Raw genomic sequence first — 18,571 nt, forward strand, 5'->3', positions numbered from 1 at the left:
CGTTTTTCAGCAGGAACGCTTCGCCGAAAGCGCGATAAAACGCTGGACAGAAGCGCGCTGCCACTGGAAGGCGGCGTATTCCGCAAGCGCCTGCGGAACCTCATCGCCGTTAAGGACCAGACGATTAAGCATTAGCGCTAAATCGCAGTCAGCGATACACCATTCGCCAAATAAATTCTGCTTACCGTGACTCAGTAAACTGCTCGCAGTAGCGAACAATTTTTCCGCACTGGCTTTTCCCGCGTCGCTTAATGGCCCCTTCTTCACGCCAGCAAAAACCACATCCGTTGATCGTTCTTCACGGATAGGCATTAAATCGCTGCGGATCCACGCCTGAACCTGACGCGCCCGCGCGCGCTTTTGCACATCGTGTGGGTAAATACGCTCCCACTGCGGTGGCGCAAAGCGCTCTTCCAGGAACTCAGTAATCGCTGATGATTCGCTCAGCTCAAAACCGTCGATTTCAAGAACCGGCACGCGGCGCGTCAACGCATAGCCTTGCCATGAAGGTTGCAAGTGTTCACCGCTGTTGAGATCAACGGTTTTCAGCGTAAAAGGCAGCCCTTTCTCTTGCAGAGCGACATAAACAGACAGCACGTAAGGGGAGAAAAAATTGGCATCTGACCACAGCGTAATTGCAGATTTGCTCATAATGTCCTCTGAAGTGTATTGGCTTGCCTTCAAAATATAGAGTCTTTCTCTCGCTGTCACTTGATGAAAACTCACGCACGCCAACAGGCTCTATACTTGTTATGACCCGGTTCATGACAAAACGGACGCTGAAAATGATCGATCTCTATTACACGCCATCGCCAAACGGTCACAAAATCACGCTTTTCCTTGAAGAGGCGCAGCTGCAATACCGTCTGATTCATGTCGATATCAGCAAAGGCAGCCAGTTTCGCCCTGACTTTCTGCAGATCTCGCCGAACAATAAAATCCCGGCCATTATCGACAGCGCCCCGGCGGACGGAGGAAGACCTATCAGCCTGTTTGAGTCCGGAGAAATTTTGCTCTATCTGGCGGAAAAGAGCGGTAAGCTGCTGAGCGGTGAGTTGCGTGAGCGCCACACCACGCTGCAGTGGCTGTTCTGGCAGGTCAGCGGGCTGGGCCCCATGCTGGGCCAGAATCATCATTTCAGCCACTACGCCCCACAAACGATTCCCTACGCCATTGAAAGATACCAGGTAGAAACCCAGCGCCTGTACAACGTGATGAATAAACGCCTGGAAACGTCCCCCTGGCTGGGAGGAGATCACTACAGCATTGCCGACATTGCCTGCTGGCCGTGGATCCACGACCATCAGCGTCAGCGCATCGACCTCGACAACTATCCGGCGGTTAATAACTGGCACGAACGCATCCGTACGCGTCCCGCTACGGAACGCGCCATGCAGCAAGCACAGAGTGAGAAGCGGTGACGCGAATCGGTTCTCGTGTATCATGCAAAGGTTCATACATGGAGGAAACCTGCAATGTCACAACCTGACGCTATTATTCGTATAAAAAACCTTCGTCTGCGCACCTTTATCGGCATCAAAGAAGAGGAGATCCTTAACCGCCAGGATATCGTCATCAACATTGCCATTCACTATCCGGCAGACAAAGCCCGTGCCAGCGAAGATATCAACGACGCGCTGAATTATCGCACTATCACCAAGAGCATCATTGCCCACGTGGAGGGTAACCGCTTCTCATTGTTGGAAAAATTAACTCAAGATGTGCTCGATATCGCACGCGAACATCACTGGGTCACTTATGCTGAAGTGGAGATAGATAAACTTCACGCATTGCGTTACGCCGACTCAGTGTCTATAACGCTGAGCTGGCAGCGCTAAACGTAACCCGGGAGGCGACATGCAGATTCTGATTACCGGCGGTACTGGCCTGATTGGACGTCATCTGATCCCCCGCCTGCTGGAACTGGGGCATCGGATAACCGTAGTGACACGTTCCCCTGATAAGGCGCGTCAGATCCTCGACTCCCGGGTCGCGCTGTCCAAAGGCCTGGCTGAGCGGCAAAACCTCAATGATGTTGATGCCGTGATTAACCTTGCCGGGGAGCCTATCGCAGATAAGCGCTGGAGCGCACAGCAAAAGGAACGCCTGTGCCAGAGCCGTTGGGGTATTACGCAGAAGCTGGTCGATTTAATCAATGCCAGCGAGACGCCGCCCGCGGTGCTCATTTCCGGTTCCGCAACCGGTTACTACGGTGATTTGGGCGAAGTTGTGGTCACGGAAGAAGAGCCGCCGCATAACGAATTTACCCACAAGCTGTGCGCCCGCTGGGAGCAAATTGCCAGCACTGCGCAGAGCGATAAAACTCGCGTGTGTATGCTGCGTACCGGCGTGGTACTGGCCTCTGCTGGCGGTATTCTGGCAAAAATGGTCCCGCCGTTTCGTCTTGGCTTAGGCGGCCCCATTGGCAACGGACGGCAGTATATGGCCTGGATCCATGTTGATGATATGGTCAACGGAATTATCTGGCTGCTGGATAACGATCTGCGCGGTCCCTTCAATATGGTTTCACCCTATCCGGTACACAATGAGCAGTTTGCCCATGCGCTGGGCCACGCGCTGAACCGTCCTGCCATTCTGCGCGTTCCCGCCAGCATAATGCGTCTACTGATGGGTGAGTCTTCAGTGCTGGTTCTCGGCGGGCAGCGGGCGTTGCCAAAACGCCTGGAAGCGTCTGGTTTCGCCTTTCGTTGGTACGATTTAGAAGAAGCGCTGGCGGATGTCATTCGATAACCCTTAAGCGCTATTCACAGTCGCCGTTGCGGTGGTAAGGTTATAGACCAGATATCCGCAATGGCGACGTTATGGCGATAATTTCGACTCCCCGACTTACCCTCTCTTTGTTTCAGTTTTCTGACTGGTCATTTTTCCAGAGACTACGTGAATGTCCTGACGTCATGCGTTATATGGGCGATATCGCCCCAGCGAAAGATACGCGTCTGTTATTCGCCAGACGCCTTGCCGCACAGCACACTTTCGTCATCCGCGAGCATAACAACCCCACGCCGCTCGGCGATATTGGCCTGCAAATCAGTCACCTGTACCCGCACGAGGCCGACCTCGGCTACGCCATTATGCCGCAGGCTCAGGGGAAAGGTATTGCCAGCGAAGCCGTACGCGCGGTGTGCCAGTATGCCTTCGAGCAGACATCCGTCACGGCGATAAATGCTTACGCACTTGCGGAGAATAAGGGCTCAGTGCGGATTCTGGAAAAAACGGGCTTTGTGCGTACGCAGGTGCTGGAAAAAGCATATGAGATTGACGGCATCGCCTACGACGACTGGGTGTTTCGGCTGGAGCGCGACGCGCTAAAATTGTAAGCCCGGAAAGCGTAGCGCCTCCGGGCAGGTGATTTACTTCAACGAACCTTTGAGGAACTGCTGCAAACGTGGGCTTTGCGGATTACCGAATACCTGCTCCGGGTCGCCCTCTTCCTCAATTTTCCCCTGATGCAGGAAAATCACGTGCGTGGAGACATGACGGGCAAAACCCATTTCGTGGGTCACGACCACCATGGTTTTTCCCTCTTCGGCCAGTTGCTGCATAATGCGCAACACTTCGCCCACCAGCTCCGGATCAAGCGCCGACGTGGGTTCATCAAACAGCAACACTTCCGGTTCCATCGCCAGCGCGCGGGCAATGGAGACGCGCTGCTGCTGACCACCGGACAGGTGCACCGGATATTTTCCCTGTGCGCGCTCATCAATGCCCACTTTAGCCAGATACTTCACCGCACGTTCGCGGGCTTCCTGCTTGCTCAGCCCCAGCACCTGGATCGGCGCTTCCATCACGTTTTCCAGCACCGTCATGTGGCTCCACAGATTAAAGTGCTGAAAGACCATCGTCAGTCGCGTACGCAGCAGGCGCAGCTGATTTTTATCTGCAACTTTAAGCTGACCGTCTTTGTCGCGCACCAGACCAATATTCTGGCCACTGACGACAATCGACCCGGCGCTCGGTTTCTCGAGAAAGTTAATGCAGCGCAGGAAGGTACTTTTACCGGAACCTGACGAGCCAATAATACTGATAACATCACCCGCGTTGGCCTGCAGCGATACCCCTTTCAGCACTTCATGTTCGCCGTAGTGCTTATGTAAATCGATAACGTTTAATTTATTTTCAGACATCGTGTTACTCGAATCATTTAGAGGATACATGCTGCAACCAGCGTTTTTCCGCTCTACGGAACAGACTGATCAGGACATACGAAATAATCAAATACAGTACAGCGGCAATACCGAATGCGGTAAACGGCTGATACGTTGCCGAGTTGATATCACGGGCGATTTTCAACAGGTCAGGCACCGTTGCGGTAAACGCCAGCGCCGTGGAGTGCAGCATTAAAATCACTTCATTGCTGTAAGCCGGCAGCGCAATACGCAGCGCGGAAGGCAAAATAATGCAACGATACAGTTTAAACGACGAGAACCCGTAAGCGCGCGCGGCTTCAATCTCACCATGGGGCACGGAACGAATGGCCCCGGCGAAGATCTCCGTCGTATAGGCGCAGGTGTTCAGCGTCAACGCCAGCACGGTGCAATTCAGCCCACTGCGGAAAAACGCGTTGAGGAAATCCGTGCCTTTAACTATCTCCAGCGTATACATCCCGGAATAAAATACCAGTAGCTGTACGTACAGCGGCGTCCCACGAAAAATATAGGTGAATAGCCAGATAGGAAACTGGATAAATTTATTACTGGAAACACGACCAATTGCCAAAAACAGCGCCAGTATCCCGCCCATCACCACTGATGAAATCAGAAGCCACAGGGTGATAGCAACGCCGGTGTAGCGATATCCGTCGGTCCACAGCAGGGACTTCCAGTATTCCTGAATAATCTCGATCACAGGTCAGCCCTCTTCACACCCACGGAATAGCGGCGCTCAAGGTACAGCAGCACACCATTAGATACAGTGGTAAACACCAGATAGATGACCCCGCACACTACGGCAAAATAGAACGGCTCCCAGGTACTCTTCCCGGCAAGCTGAGTGGCTTTCACCACGTCTTCAAGTCCAAGCAACGATACCAGCGCCGTGGCCTTAAGAATGACCTGCCAGTTGTTGCCAATTCCCGGTAAGGCATAGCGCATCATCGCCGGGAACATTATGCGGCGAAATATTTGTGAGCTGGTAAAACCGAATGCCGTCGCGGCTTCAATATGGCCTTTTGGCACGGCCATAAATGCGCCACGAAATGTTTCGGTAAAATAGGCGCCGTAGATAAACCCGAGTGTAATGATACCCGCGACCATTGGATCGATATCAATCTGGCCGATACCGATGGCATCGGTAACGGTGTTCAGCGCGATTTGTAATCCGTAGAAAATGAGCAGCATTAAGACCAGATCGGGCACGCCGCGGATAAGCGTGGTGTACCCTTCGAATATAAGCGCCAGCGCCCGGCTTTGCGACAGCTTTGCTGCCGCGCCGACTAAGCCTATCAGAACCGCCAGTACCACCGAGCTGAGTGCCAGCTCAAGCGTAACAATTGCGCCCTGTAAAATAACACCTGAAAAGCCATACAACATGCTGCCTGTCCTGTCGTGTGTGGTGGAGTAATAAGCCTCTTTTGATTTCAGACTCACCGTTAAATGCCGGATGGCGGCTTTGCCTTATCCGGCCTACAAATCAACGTAGGCCGGATGAGCGCAGCGCCATCAGGCATAAATTCAACGCGTCAAAAATCTACGGGCTTTATCAGCACCTGCGGTGATTAACCGCCGTAAACATCAAAATCGAAGTACTTTTTAGCCAGCTTCTCGTAAGTACCGTCAGCTCGCATTTCGGCAAAGGCTTTGTTCAGCGCTTCGCGCAGCTCGTTGTCGTCTTTGCGCAATCCCATACCGGTACCCACACCGAACAACTTCTCATCTTTCACAGACGGGCCGCCGAATTTGTAATCTTTACCAACTGGCTGCTTCAGGAAGCCTTCGCTGGCTGCGACTTCATCCTGGAATGCGGCATCAATACGCCCGGCAGTCAGGTCAGAATAGATGTTGTCTTGCCCCTGATAGGAGACAATTTCAATGCCTTTTGGCGCCCAGTGTTCGTTGCCGAACGTTTCCTGAGTCGTGCCCTGCAGCACGCCAACACGTTTGCCTTTCAGCGACTCAATGGTCGGCTGAATAGCAGAATCTTTAGCGACAACCAGACGTGAGTCTGCTGCATAAAGCTTGTCAGTAAAGGCAATTTCCTGCTGGCGTTTTTCAGTAATGGAAAGCGAGGACATAATCGCATCGATTTTCTTCGCTTTTAGCGAAGGGATAAGCGCGTCCAGCGGGTTTTCCACGAAGGTACATTGTGTATTGATACGTTTGCAAAGCTCTTTAGCCAGATCGATATCAAAACCGACTAATTCACCCTGCGCATTTTTCGATTCGAACGGCGCATAAGTAGGATCGGTACCGATACGAATTTTTTGCGGAATGGCTGCAAATGCTGCGGTAGCACTGGAGAAAGCCAGGACCAGAGAAAGAGACAACACCAGTTTTTTCATAACTATCCTCAACAGACTGTCTTTTATAGGGGATCTTTACAGGACCAGGTGCAGTTATCGTGCCATTAATCAGGCCGACAAGGCAAAGCATTCTACCCTGTCGGCGGTATTTATTTGCATGAAAAGCGCTTAAGTATGCACTCATGCTTATTAAGTCAGCGATAAAAGCACCAAAACAGTGCACTGAATTTATCATGCACCGTAATGGTTACCCGCAATGGTGCAGTCAATTCCCCGCTGCGGCGTATTAATCGCCGTAGACATTGAAATTAAAATACTTGCTCGCCATTTTGTCGTAGGTGCCGTCTTTGCGCAGTTCGCCCAGCGCTTTATCGAAAGCGGCTTTCAGCTCTGCATCATCTTTGCGTAAGCCAATCCCGGTTCCGTCGCCAAAGTATTTTTTATCTTTCACTGATGGACCGGCAAAGACGTAGTCCTTACCAGCGGGCTGCTTCAGGAAGCCTTCGCTGGCCGCGACTTCATCTTGCAACGCCGCGTCCAGACGGCCCGCCGTCAGGTCAGAATAGATGAGGTCCTGGTTCGCATAGGCCACCACGTCCACGCCTTTGCTGCGCCAGTTGTCATTGGCATAGGCTTCTTGAGTCGAGCCTTGCAGGACGCCAACGTGCTTGCCCTTCAGGGAGTCCAGAGTCGGTTGAATCGGGGAACCTTTCGCGGCGATCAGACGTGAGTCTGCAGCGTAAAGTTTGTCTGAGAATGCAATCTCTTGCTGACGCTTCTCGGTGATAGAAAGCGAGGAGATGATGGCATCGATTTTTTTCGCTTTCAGCGACGGGATCAGCGCATCAAAGTCGCTGGCAACCCAGGTACATTTGATCTGCATGCGCTTACACATCTCATTTCCCAGATCGATATCAAAGCCGACGAAGTCGCCTTTGGCATCTTTAGAGGAAAAAGGTGCGTACGTTGTATCTGTACCAATACGAACCGTCTGCGGAAGTGCTGCGTAGCTGGCCGCGGTGGCGGAGAGTCCTACCAGCAAAGACAAAGCAAGAACCGTCTTCTTCATACATAACCCTCAAGTGGCGTAATTTTATTATGTTTTACGTTGTGTTGTGTGTTTGCAGACTTTTTCATGCAGGTCTTATGCCATTTTCGCGCCGATGAGGATATTCGACGTTAAATATGTTAATAAAACGTTGCAATAATGTCCTGATTTTGAAGATAGCAGGTCTGACGGTTGAACCGCAGCGTTTCGTTGAGTTTTAACGAATTAAATGTTGAGGATATGATCGCGGTTACAAAATTGCCCTGAAACAGGGCAACGGATGTTTCTTTGCACGCTGATGGAACGGCTTACGCCCCTTGCCAGCGGGTGAACAGATCCTGCGGAAGGGAGATATCAAACTGATCAAGTACGCGGTTAACCGTTTGATTAATCACATCATCCAGCGTTTGAGGGCGATGATAGAATGCCGGGACAGGCGGCATAATCACCGCGCCAATTTCAGCCGCCTGCGTCATCAGCCGCAGATGACCCAGATGCAACGGCGTTTCACGCACGCACAGCACCAGCGGGCGACGTTCTTTTAACACCACGTCTGCCGCACGGGTAAGCAGTCCATCGGTGTAGCTGTGAACGATGCCAGAAAGCGTTTTGATTGAACACGGCAGAATAACCATTCCGGCGGTCTGAAAAGAACCGGAGGAGATACTGGCGGCGATATCGCGCGTATCGTGATTCACATTCGCCAGGGCCTGCACGTCGCGTACAGAGAGGTCCGTTTCCAGCGCCAGTGTCTGCCGGGCAGCGGCACTCATCACCAGATGGGTTTCCACATCGCTAACGTCACGCAAAACCTGCAGCAGGCGCACGCCGTAAATTGCCCCGCTTGCGCCAGAAATACCAATGATGAGTCGTTTCACTGTGAGAGCCTTTTCGTCGTAATGGCGAGACTTTGCCGGATTACGGCGTCGGGCGCAACTGTCAATGTGGCGCTGAACTGAGCGAGCTTTCACGAACCACCAGACGAACCGGCTGCAGCAGATTTCGTTCCCCTTGCTCATTGAGTAGCAAACGAAACGCATCCTGTCCAAGCTCGCGCTTATCAACCGCAACGGTGGTTAACGCCGGATGCGCCCAGGCCGCTGCATCAATATCATCGAATCCAACAATGGCGATATCTTCCGGCACCCTGATTCCTTTGCGCGCACAGACCCGCATCGCCACCAGCGCGGCAATATCGTTATAGGCAAAAATCGCGTCTGGCGGCTGGGCCAGCGCCAGCAGTTTGTCCATCCCCTCAATCAGCGCCTGCTCAATATTTTTGACCGGCGGCGCTTCAACCTGATATTCCTCAGGAAGCGAGAGTCCGGCGTCAAACAGCGCCTGCTGATACCCTTCTACACGCTGGCGAATACTGTAATGTCGTTGCGAATGTCCAAGAAATGCAATGCGCTTGCGTCCCTGTTCAAGCAAGTGACGTGTAGCAATAAATCCGCCATGAAAATTATCCGGGTTGACGCAAGGAAAGTCGGCGGCCCACAGATCCACCAGCGCCACAGGCAATGCCAGCTTCCGCAATTCAGCAAGTATTTCAGCTTCCAGATAACCGGCGCAGATAAGCGCATCGGGCTGGTGCAGGTTAATCAGCTCTGCCAACGAGTCTTCCGGTCCGATGGGTAAGAAACTCATCGCAATGTCATTTTCCCGACAAGCTTCAGCCACGCCGAGCATCACCGTGGAATAGAAAGGTAACGCGCTGGCGATATTGTGTTCGCGATGCAGCAAAAAAAGTAAGCGTTTAATACGACCGCTACGCAAACGGCCAAAATCGTAGCCCTCAGCCTGCGCAATCGTCAGTATTCTCTGACGCGTCTCCTCGCTAAGACCGGGTTGCCCTTTCAGCGCCCGGGAAACCGCAGCAATAGAAACGCCGCATGCCGCTGCAATGTCTTTAATTCGGGTCTTTTTCGCCATTCCGTTTGTTTGCACCTGTCACGCGTTCTTCAGTCGACGTCTGATTCCATTAGCCGTAAGAATATCACTCTCACAGCAGACTATTAACAATACGTAATTTCCCCACAGAGTCACTAACAGAACCGCTAATCGTGCTCCTCCACCCTGCATTTGTGATTAAGATCACTATTAATAATATTTTTCTAGTAAAAATAACGATCATTTTCACAGAGAAAGAAACACGCCATATACCAATACTCCATAGCAGATCTATGCTCACCACCGTTACTTGTTTAGTAAAAAATGTCAGAGATAAGCCGTAATGACTCTTTAAATCATCCCCCTGTTCGAGGATTGGTTATGACAATTGCTGATAACCTGAATACTGATGTACAGACAATTGACGCGGGCGAGACGCTTTCGACCCGCGAAAAGATAGGCTATGGATTAGGCGATGCCGGCGGGCACTGCATCTCAGATTTGATAAGCGGCTTTTTGCTCTTTTTCTATACCGATGTTTTTGGCTTAAGCCCGGCCATTGTGGGGGCGATGTTTTTTGTTCTGCGTATTTTCGATGCCGTTTCTGACCCGGTGATGGGCGTGATTGCCGATCGTACCCGCAGCCGCTGGGGCCGTTTTCGTCCGTGGCAACTGTGGACCGCAGTACCGCTCGGCGTAATCGGCATTCTGACTTTCACGGTGCCGGATATGGGGCCAAACGCGAAAATTGCCTGGGCCTTTGGCACCTACTTCCTGCTCTCCATCGGCTATACCGCTAACAACGTTCCATACTGTGCGCTGATTAACGCAGTGACTAATCGACACGATCAGGTGATGTCTTGTCAGTCCTGGCGCTTTGTATTAAGCGGCATTGCGGGTTTCCTGGTCGCGGTAGGATTACCGTGGATGGTGGAGGTCTTTGGGCAGGGCAACCTGGCAAAAGGCTACCAATACGGCGTAACGGTACTGTGTACCGTGGGCGTGGTGATGTTTCTGCTGTGCTTCTTCTGGGTCAAAGAGCGCGTACCGTTATCGCTGGCGGGCAGCTTTACGTTGCGCGAACATCTGGCCGGGCTGCGTAAAAACGATCAGCTCTTGATGATGCTGGTGATGTCCTTCCTGCTGGTAAACATTCTGTGTATTCGCGGCGGCGGCTACATGTACTTTATCTCTTATGTCCTGCAGGGCAGCGCCGGGTTTATGTCGCTGTTTTTTGGCGTAGTGACCGTGGCATCCATTGCCGGGGCGATTATCGTCAATCCCCTCTCCCGCCGCTTTGATATGGTGAAACTGTATTTTTACACCAACCTGGCGCTGGTCGTCTTCGGTATCGCCATGTACTTTCTGCCGACCGGGCCGCAGTACCAGACCCTGTGGCTGGTTTGTATCTTAATCAACAACGTGGTGCTGGGTTTCACCCTGCCGCTGCACTTCTCCATTATGGCCTTTGCCGATGACTACGGTGAATGGAAAAACGGCGTTCGTTCATCCGGCATGAACTTCGCCTTCAACCTCTTTTTTATCAAGCTCTCTTGGGCATCGTCCGGGGGCATTATCAGCCTGATTCTGATTATGGTGGCCTATCGACCGGGGCTGGAAAACCAGACCGCGGCATCGATTCAGGGCATCACCCTGCTGCAAAGCATCGTACCCGCAATTTTCCATCTCGCGCTGGCGCTGTGCCTGCTCAAATGCCGTCTCAACGGCCCGATGATGCAGCAAATCTCAACCGATCTTCACCAACGACATTCACACATTTCCTGAGGTAAACATGATGCAGTCTGATGTGATTGAAGCCGACCTGAATAACATCACCATCACCGACCCGTTTTTAGGAGAGTACCAGCGTCTGATCCGCGACGTGGTTATCCCCTATCAATGGCAAGCGCTGAACGACGAGATCCCTGAAGCGGAGCCAAGCCACGCGCTGATGAACTACCGCATTGCCGCCGGACTTGAGCACGGTGAGTTTTATGGCATGGTATTTCAGGATAGCGATGTGACTAAATGGCTGGAAGCCGTGGCCTGGTCACTCAGTCAAAAGCCGGACGCACAGCTTGAGAAGACCGCCGATGAGGTCATCGAGCTGCTGGCAAAAGCGCAGTGTGAAGATGGTTATCTCAACACCTGGTACACCGTTAAAGAGCCGGGGCTGCGCTGGACCAACGTTGCGGAATGCCATGAGATGTACTGCGCCGGGCATCTGTTTGAAGCCGCAGTGGCCTTTTTTAACGCCACCGGCAAGCGTCGGCTGCTGGAGATAGCCTGCCGCTTCGCCGACCACATCGACACCGTTTTCGGTCCAAACGAAGGCCAGCTGCGCGGCTATCCAGGTCATCCGGAAATTGAGCTGGCGCTGATGCGCCTGTATGAAGTCACACAGGAACCACGCTATCAGGCGCTGGCACGCTTCTTTCTCGAAGAGCGCGGCCAGCAACCGTACTATTACGATATTGAGTTTGCTCAGCGCGGGGGCACCTGGCACTGGGATAACTGGGGCGAGGCATGGATGGTCAAAGATAAAGCCTATACCCACGCCCACAAACCGCTGGCGCAACAGAGCGAAGCCGTCGGCCATGCGGTACGTTCGGTGTATCTGATGACCGGGCTGGCGCATATCGCCCGCATGACGAACGACGAAGAAAAGCGCCAGACCTGCTTGCGCATCTGGAATAACATGGTGCAGCGCCGAATGTACATCACCGGCGGTATTGGCTCGCAAGGGATCGGCGAGGCCTTCACCAGCGATTACGATTTACCGAATGATACCGCCTATGGAGAAAGCTGCGCCTCCATCGGCCTGATGATGTTTGCCCGCCGCATGCTGGAAATGGAAGGCGACGCGCACTATGCCGATGTCATGGAACGCGCGTTTTACAACACGGTGCTGGGTGGGATGGCGCTGGACGGCAAACATTTCTTCTATGTGAACCCGCTGGAAACGCAACCCAAAAGTATTCCGCATAACCATATTTACGACCACATTAAGCCCGTGCGCCAACGCTGGTTCGGCTGCGCCTGCTGCCCACCAAACATCGCCCGTACGCTGGTCGCCATTGGTCACTATATTTTTACCCCACGCCCGGACGCGCTGTTTATTAACTTCTATGCCGGTAGCGAGGCGCAGTTTACGGTTGACGCTCAGACGCTGGCGCTCAAGATTGAGGGTAACTATCCGTGGGACGAGCAGGTCTCGATTCGCTTTAACCAGCCGCAGATAGTCGAGCACACGCTGGCGCTACGCCTGCCAGAGTGGTGCGCGGCACCAACGGTGCAGGTAAACGGCGAAGCGGCTCAGGGCAAAATGGTGAAAGGTTATCTGCACCTGCATCGCCAGTGGCAGGAAGGAGACATCATTACCCTAAATCTGCCGATGCCCGTTCGTCGCGTGTATGCCAATCCGCTGGTGCGCCATGCGGCGGGTAAAGTGGCGATTCAGCGCGGGCCGCTGGTCTACTGTCTGGAAGAGGCGGATAACGGCGCACAGCTGCACAACCTGTCGCTACCGAAGGCGAGCGCGTTTCGTGAGATTCAGGGCGTGGGCGTGCTGAAGGGCAAAGTGCTGCTACAGGCGGAAGGCGTACGCGTGTTGACCGCGCATGAGGATAAGCCGCTATACAGCTTTGATAATCCCCAGACGGCGGTTGAGAAGCAGACGCTGACCTTTATCCCGTGGTTTAGCTGGGCCAACCGCGGCGAAGGCGAAATGCGAATTTGGGTCGACGAGGTGTAGCCATAAAAAAGCCGGATGGAGGCTACGCCTTATCCGGCTTACAACGATGATGGACTGTAGGCCGGATAAGACGCAATGCGTCGCCATCCGGCATGTCCAGTTTTAACCTTCGTTGTGCATCTCAAGGTTTTCCGCTTCGTTCTGACGCAACACCGCTTTGGCATCGTCATTACGCAGGGAGTCGAGGAAATCGAGATATTGCTGGTCGACGTCTTTAGTAACGTACACGCCGTTAAACACTGAACATTCAAACTGCTGGATATCCGGGTTTTCCGCGCGGACCGCTTCAATCAGATCGTTCAGATCCTGGAAGATGAGCCCATCTGCGCCGATTATCTGGCGAATCTCATCCACTTCACGACCATGAGCAATCAGCTCCGTCGCCGTCGGCATATCGATACCATAAACGTTCGGGAAGCGAATTTCCGGGGCAGCAGAAGCCAGATACACCTTCTTCGCTCCGGCTTCACGCGCCATCTCGATAATCTGTTCTGAGGTCGTACCGCGCACGATGGAGTCATCCACCAGCAGCACGTTTTTATCACGGAATTCCGCACGGTTGGCGTTCAGCTTACGGCGCACGGATTTACGGCGCAGCTGCTGGCCCGGCATGATAAAGGTACGCCCTACGTAGCGGTTTTTCACAAACCCCTGACGGTACGGCTTCCCGAGGATACGAGCAATTTCCAGCGCGATATCACAGGAGGTTTCCGGAATCGGGATCACCACGTCAATGTCCAGATCTTCCCACTCACGAGCAATTTTTTCGCCAAGCTTAGTACCCATGTTTACGCGGGCACTGTAGACGGAAATCTTGTCGATAAAGGAGTCAGGACGTGCGAAGTAAACATATTCAAACAGGCACGGATTGCTGACCGGGTTATCGGCACACTGGCGGGTAAACAACTGACCTTTTTCGGTGATATACACCGCTTCGCCGGGTGCCACGTCGCGCAGGAATTCAAAGCCCAGCGTATCCAGCGCTACGCTCTCGGACGCCACCATGTACTCGGTACGACCATCGCCGATATCGCGTTTACCCAATACCAACGGGCGGATACCGTTAGGATCGCGGAAGGCAACCATACCGTGGCCGATAATCATCGCCACGCAGGCATAGGCGCCGCGGATCTGGCGGTTGGTTGCGGCAATAGCAGCAAAAATATTGTCGGCTTCCAGCGGATAGTGGCGGAAGTTATCCAGCTCGCTGGCGAAAATATTCAGCAGAATTTCAGAATCTGAAGTGGTATTGATGTGGCGGCGCTTTTCTTCGAACAGCTTTTTACGTAGCTCATGCGCGTTGGTCAGGTTGCCATTATGGGCAAGCGTGATGCCATACGGTGAGTTGACGTAAAAAGGTTGAGCTTCGGAGGCGCTGGAGCTGCCAGCCGTTGGGTAACGCACATGACCGATGCCCATATTGCCCTGCAAACGCTGCATATGGCGCGCTTCAAAAATATCGCTCACCATTCCGTTTGCTTTACGCAAGCGGAAGCAGTTGTTGGCATCAATGGTGATGATGCCTGCGGCATCCTGACCACGATGCTGGAGCACCGTTAACGCGTCATAAATCGACTGGTTTACCGGCATAACACCGGCGATACCGACAATACCGCACATACGTCTTTTCCTCGTTCAGCAACAACCCAAAGTTTATACTTTGGGCAAGAAACTTGACGAGCTTTGCAGATAGTCAAAGAACCATCTGATGATGAAACTGAACTGCGGGATCAGCTGCGACTTACTCCAGTCTTCACTTTTCGACAGACCGGTAAAGGTATCGAGAAAGAACAGTATGGCGGCGACGATCAGCGCTCCTCGCAGAGCACCAAAGCAGATCCCCAACACCCTGTCGGTACCCGACAAGCCTGTTTTCTCTACCAGTTGGCCTATCACAAAGTTAACGATAGCGCCGACGATAAGTGTCGCGATAAACAGTATCGCGATAGCAATCCCATTTCGAACCAGTTCGTCTTCAAAGCCCGTAAACCAGACAGACAGGTAAGTGTAGTAATGGCTGGCGACAAAGAAAGCACAACCCCAAGTCACCAACGATAATGCTTCACGAACAAAGCCACGGATCAGGCTAACCAGACAGGAAAAACCAATCACCGCGATAATGGCGTAATCAATCCAGACCATAAGTGTCCCACGATTTTACGCCCTGTCGTCCTGTTCGGGGCGCATTCTAACAGAAAAAGAAAACGTTTGCGTAGGGATTTCCTTTCCACGCGTAAATAAAAATGGCGCTGAAAAAATCTTCAACGCCATACCGTTTTATGCCTCTTCGGGCACTGCCGGATAGCGGTGAAAACACCCTATCCGGCCTGAATAAGAGCAGCGCCGAGAACAGCGCAATCCCTTAATTAGGGGTGTACCCCATCACGACGCCACTCAGACCAGAGATCTTCTGCAGCTCGCCCAGCGAGTTCTTTAGCTTATCTTTGGAGGCGTCAGGCCCTACGAGAATACGGGTTATTTTACCCTGCACCGGCGTCGACGGGGAAGTATATACCCGGAAGCCCGCGCCACGAAGTTTACCCACGATCTCATTGACCTTATCCGCATTTTTCAGCGCACCAAGCTGTACAACGTACGCTTTACCAGTCGGCGCTGGCGGTTCCTCAACAGCCGGTTTAGGCGCTGGGGTCGGTGCAGGCGTCGGAGCGACGGCAACAGGCTGCGGCTTCGGTTTGGGCTTCGGCTGCTCTACGGGCGCAGGGACAGGATCTAACTCCGCGCTGTTTGCCGTCGTCAAACGTGACGGATCCAACGATGGCGCGGCAGCATCACCCGCCCGCACCTCTTCTGCCGCCCCTTCCGGCGGCTGGGTCGGCAGCGCCTGCGTTGCCGCAGGCATCATGTCTGGTTCATCGCGATCGCCGGGTTTCGGCACCAGAGGGATCGCCGCAAACTCATCCTGATAATGCTTTTTCTGCCCGTCAAGCAGCCCGGGGAGCACAATCACCCCCAGCGCGACCAGCACAATTGTGCCGACTAATCGATTCTGAAACTTACTCGCCACCGCTTCTCCCCACGTCTATCACTTCCATGACATGTGCGACAGTGTGAAACGATCCACACACCAACACGGTATCTTCTGGCTTCGCCTCAGCGAGTGCTGCAGACCATGCCTGCGCCACGCTGTCATAGGCGTTGCCTTTGCCCAGGTGCTCCAGCAGTTGTTCTGCCGTTGCACCACGCGGCCCTTCCAGGGGCGCACAGTACCAGGCGTCAACCACGCTTTTTAACCAGGCTAACGTACCGGCAATATCTTTATCATGTAGCATACCGATAACCGCAAGTACACGCCCGCTTTTCACTAACTTTTTCAGACGTCCGGTCAAATACTCCGCCGCATGCGGGTTATGGGCGACATCAAAAATCACCCGCGGCGACTCGCTCACAATCTGAAAACGCCCCGGTAAAATCGCTTTTTCGATACCCTCACGAATCGCGTGCTCGCTGACGTTAAGCCCGCTTGCGCGAAGCGCGGCCAGTGCGGTAGCGGCGTTAGGTTGTGGAACCTGCGGCAACGGCAGGTGCGACAACGTTCCATGAGCGTCCGTAAACGACCAGTCATTCTCCGTGACCGCATAGCGCCAGTCCACGCCGCAGCGTTGCAAAATCGCCCCGCTCTCTTGCGCGACATCGGCGATGGTGTAAGGCATTTCCGGTTCGCCGACGATAGCCGGTTTCTCTGCGCGGAAAATTCCCGCCTTCTCACGACCGATGCTTTCGCGATCCGGGCCCAGCCAGTCAGTATGGTCGAGTGCAATGCTGGTCACCACAGCGACATCGGCATCAACGATATTGGTCGCATCAAGGCGGCCGCCTAACCCCACTTCCAGAATGACGACATCCAGTTGAGCCTGTTTAAACAGCCAGAGCGCTGATAACGTACCGTATTCAAAGTAGGTCAGAGAAATGTCGCCACGCGCATCTTCAATCTCAGCAAATGAGGCGGTATGCGCGGATTCCGGCAGTTCACGTCCCTGCACGCGCACGCGTTCCGTGTAGCGCACCAGATGGGGTGAACTGTAAACGCCAACTTTATAACCTGCTGCGGTCAGCACAGATTCCAGCGTACGGCAGGTTGTGCCTTTCCCGTTGGTTCCCGCCACTGTAAAAACAAATGGCGCGGGTTTCAACACACCGAGTTTGCGCGCCACCTGACTGACGCGTTCAAGGCCAAGATCGATGGTTTTACTGTGCAGGTTTTCCAGATAAGAAAGCCACGATGCCAGGGGCGACGCGGCTTGAGGAATACGTTTATTGTCCATGATGGCTGTAGATTCTTTACGTTGAGGAAAGCAAAAGGGCAGCGCCAACCGGCCTGCCCTTTTTTACACGTCGTTTTTCACGTTGCAGATGCGTTGGCTGTACTCGCTCTCCCGAATCACTTACCGGTGTAAGCTCATCGGGATCAACGCTTTTATCGCCTGCCTGCAACCCGAAACCCATAGAGTAAACTATCAGGCCTCTGGTTCCTGCTCGGGAACCGGAGGTACCACCTCGCCTTCACGCGGCTCATCCGGATTCGGCGCAGGCAGATTCATCAGCTTCGCCAGAATGCTTGCCAGTTTCAGGCGCATTTCCGGACGGCGGACGATCATATCGATAGCGCCTTTTTCAATCAGGAACTCGCTGCGCTGGAATCCCGGCGGCAGTTTCTCACGTACGGTTTGCTCGATAACACGCGGACCCGCGAAGCCGATCAGTGCTTTCGGTTCTGCAATGTTAAGATCGCCCAGCATCGCGAAGCTCGCGGAAACACCGCCCATCGTTGGGTCGGTCAGTACAGAAATATACGGTAAACCGCGTTCCTGCATTTTCGCCAGCGCGGCAGAGGTTTTCGCCATCTGCATCAGAGACATCAGCGCTTCCTGCATACGCGCCCCGCCAGAAGCGGAGAAGCAGATCAGCGGACAGTTATCTTCCAGCGCCTGCTCAACGGCGCGGACAAAACGCGCACCGACCACAGAGCCCATGGAGCCGCCCATAAACGCGAACTCGAATGCAGCAGCAACGACCGGCATACCGTGGAGCGTGCCTTTCATCACCACCAGCGCATCTTTCTCGCCGGTTTCTTTCTGCGCAGAAGCCAGTCTGTCTTTGTATTTTTTGGAGTCACGAAACTTCAGCACGTCTTTCGGCTCAAGCTCGCTACCCAGTTCCACAAGAGAACCTTCATCTAACAGGCTATGCAGGCGATTGCGCGCCGACATGCGCATATGATGGTCACACTTCGGACAGACCTCAAGATTACGTTCCAGCTCAGCACGGTATAAAACCTGACCGCAGCTATCACACTTGGTCCACACCCCTTCAGGAATGCTTGCCTTGCGGGTGGGAGTAATGTTGCTTTTAATTCGTTCAATCCAGCTCATTGGTGACCTTT

At 53.4% G+C, this 18,571-nt stretch carries 19 protein-coding genes; 6 read left to right on the forward strand and 13 right to left on the reverse strand.

Going from position 1 to position 18,571, the window contains the following annotated elements; all coding sequences use genetic code 11:
* Nucleotides 1–6: 6 nt before the first annotated feature.
* The gene (yfcF, locus tag OGV77_RS21505; RefSeq protein ID WP_043017058.1) at nucleotides 7–651 is read right to left on the reverse strand and encodes a glutathione transferase; all 645 of its coding nucleotides are present in this window, start codon (nucleotides 649–651) and stop codon (nucleotides 7–9) included.
* A 134-nt stretch (nucleotides 652–785) separates the two neighbouring features.
* Here yfcF and yfcG point away from each other — a divergent pair, with 134 nt between their 5' ends.
* The 4 genes from yfcG (at nucleotide 786) to OGV77_RS21525 (ending at nucleotide 3,338) form a co-directional block, all read left to right on the forward strand.
* A complete protein-coding gene (yfcG, locus tag OGV77_RS21510) occupies nucleotides 786–1,421 on the forward strand; it encodes a GSH-dependent disulfide bond oxidoreductase (protein ID WP_043017958.1) in 636 nt (211 codons plus the stop codon).
* A gap of 54 nt (nucleotides 1,422–1,475) precedes the next feature.
* Nucleotides 1,476–1,838 carry a dihydroneopterin triphosphate 2'-epimerase gene (folX, locus tag OGV77_RS21515; protein ID WP_087051292.1) on the forward strand — a complete coding sequence of 121 codons (363 nt, stop codon included), beginning with the start codon at nucleotides 1,476–1,478 and terminating at the stop codon, nucleotides 1,836–1,838.
* Nucleotides 1,839–1,857: 19 nt separating this feature from the next.
* On the forward strand, nucleotides 1,858–2,751 hold the full coding sequence (locus OGV77_RS21520; RefSeq protein ID WP_087051291.1) for a TIGR01777 family oxidoreductase: 894 nt from the start codon (nucleotides 1,858–1,860) through the stop codon (nucleotides 2,749–2,751).
* Nucleotides 2,752–2,822: 71 nt separating this feature from the next.
* Nucleotides 2,823–3,338: a GNAT family N-acetyltransferase gene (locus OGV77_RS21525; RefSeq protein ID WP_072033921.1), complete on the forward strand. Its 516-nt coding sequence runs from the start codon at nucleotides 2,823–2,825 to the stop codon at nucleotides 3,336–3,338.
* A gap of 33 nt (nucleotides 3,339–3,371) precedes the next feature.
* Here OGV77_RS21525 and hisP read toward each other — a convergent pair whose 3' ends face one another.
* The 7 genes from hisP to OGV77_RS21560 all read right to left on the reverse strand — a co-directional run bounded on the left by hisP (nucleotide 3,372) and on the right by OGV77_RS21560 (nucleotide 9,458).
* Nucleotides 3,372–4,145, reverse strand: a complete 774-nt coding sequence (gene hisP / locus OGV77_RS21530; RefSeq protein ID WP_043017062.1) for a histidine ABC transporter ATP-binding protein HisP — start codon at nucleotides 4,143–4,145, stop codon at nucleotides 3,372–3,374.
* A 13-nt stretch (nucleotides 4,146–4,158) separates the two neighbouring features.
* Nucleotides 4,159–4,866: a histidine ABC transporter permease HisM gene (gene hisM / locus OGV77_RS21535; protein ID WP_043017063.1), complete on the reverse strand. Its 708-nt coding sequence runs from the start codon at nucleotides 4,864–4,866 to the stop codon at nucleotides 4,159–4,161.
* On the reverse strand, nucleotides 4,863–5,549 hold the full coding sequence (locus tag OGV77_RS21540) for a histidine ABC transporter permease HisQ (RefSeq protein ID WP_043017064.1): 687 nt from the start codon (nucleotides 5,547–5,549) through the stop codon (nucleotides 4,863–4,865). The genes hisM and OGV77_RS21540 overlap by 4 nt, the downstream gene beginning before the upstream one ends.
* 185 nt (nucleotides 5,550–5,734) lie before the next feature.
* The gene (gene hisJ, locus OGV77_RS21545) at nucleotides 5,735–6,517 is read right to left on the reverse strand and encodes a histidine ABC transporter substrate-binding protein HisJ (protein ID WP_003028120.1); all 783 of its coding nucleotides are present in this window, start codon (nucleotides 6,515–6,517) and stop codon (nucleotides 5,735–5,737) included.
* 247 nt (nucleotides 6,518–6,764) lie between these two features.
* Nucleotides 6,765–7,547 carry a lysine/arginine/ornithine ABC transporter substrate-binding protein ArgT gene (argT, locus tag OGV77_RS21550; protein WP_043017065.1) on the reverse strand — a complete coding sequence of 261 codons (783 nt, stop codon included), beginning with the start codon at nucleotides 7,545–7,547 and terminating at the stop codon, nucleotides 6,765–6,767.
* A gap of 287 nt (nucleotides 7,548–7,834) precedes the next feature.
* Nucleotides 7,835–8,404, reverse strand: coding sequence for a UbiX family flavin prenyltransferase (locus OGV77_RS21555; RefSeq protein WP_043017066.1), 570 nt, complete (start codon nucleotides 8,402–8,404; stop codon nucleotides 7,835–7,837).
* Nucleotides 8,405–8,465: 61 nt separating this feature from the next.
* Nucleotides 8,466–9,458: a LacI family DNA-binding transcriptional regulator gene (locus tag OGV77_RS21560; RefSeq protein WP_080626279.1), complete on the reverse strand. Its 993-nt coding sequence runs from the start codon at nucleotides 9,456–9,458 to the stop codon at nucleotides 8,466–8,468.
* Between the two features lie 339 nt (nucleotides 9,459–9,797).
* Here OGV77_RS21560 and OGV77_RS21565 point away from each other — a divergent pair, with 339 nt between their 5' ends.
* Together OGV77_RS21565 and OGV77_RS21570 are read left to right on the forward strand one after the other, a co-directional pair.
* Nucleotides 9,798–11,201 (forward strand): MFS transporter, encoded by a 1,404-nt coding sequence (locus OGV77_RS21565; RefSeq protein ID WP_080626278.1) that lies wholly within the window; start codon nucleotides 9,798–9,800, stop codon nucleotides 11,199–11,201.
* A 7-nt stretch (nucleotides 11,202–11,208) separates the two neighbouring features.
* The gene (locus tag OGV77_RS21570; protein WP_087051290.1) at nucleotides 11,209–13,170 is read left to right on the forward strand and encodes a glycoside hydrolase family 127 protein; all 1,962 of its coding nucleotides are present in this window, start codon (nucleotides 11,209–11,211) and stop codon (nucleotides 13,168–13,170) included.
* A gap of 102 nt (nucleotides 13,171–13,272) precedes the next feature.
* On the opposite strand, the gene purF is transcribed toward OGV77_RS21570, so the two are convergent.
* The 5 genes from purF to accD all read right to left on the reverse strand — a co-directional run bounded on the left by purF (nucleotide 13,273) and on the right by accD (nucleotide 18,560).
* Nucleotides 13,273–14,790 carry an amidophosphoribosyltransferase gene (gene purF / locus OGV77_RS21575; RefSeq protein WP_016153855.1) on the reverse strand — a complete coding sequence of 506 codons (1,518 nt, stop codon included), beginning with the start codon at nucleotides 14,788–14,790 and terminating at the stop codon, nucleotides 13,273–13,275.
* A 33-nt stretch (nucleotides 14,791–14,823) separates the two neighbouring features.
* Nucleotides 14,824–15,312 (reverse strand): colicin V production protein, encoded by a 489-nt coding sequence (gene cvpA / locus OGV77_RS21580; RefSeq protein ID WP_005129678.1) that lies wholly within the window; start codon nucleotides 15,310–15,312, stop codon nucleotides 14,824–14,826.
* A gap of 220 nt (nucleotides 15,313–15,532) precedes the next feature.
* A complete protein-coding gene (dedD, locus tag OGV77_RS21585; protein ID WP_043017070.1) occupies nucleotides 15,533–16,195 on the reverse strand; it encodes a cell division protein DedD in 663 nt (220 codons plus the stop codon).
* Entirely contained in the window at nucleotides 16,185–17,453 is a 1,269-nt protein-coding gene (folC, locus tag OGV77_RS21590; RefSeq protein ID WP_087051289.1) for a bifunctional tetrahydrofolate synthase/dihydrofolate synthase, read from the reverse strand. The genes dedD and folC overlap by 11 nt, the downstream gene beginning before the upstream one ends.
* Before the next feature lie 192 nt (nucleotides 17,454–17,645).
* Nucleotides 17,646–18,560, reverse strand: a complete 915-nt coding sequence (gene accD / locus OGV77_RS21595) for an acetyl-CoA carboxylase, carboxyltransferase subunit beta (RefSeq protein WP_043017072.1) — start codon at nucleotides 18,558–18,560, stop codon at nucleotides 17,646–17,648.
* Nucleotides 18,561–18,571: the final 11 nt, after the last annotated feature.

Source organism: Citrobacter sp. Ce129 (assembly GCF_030334545.1).
GTDB classification, from domain to species: Bacteria; Pseudomonadota; Gammaproteobacteria; order Enterobacterales; family Enterobacteriaceae; genus Citrobacter; species Citrobacter europaeus.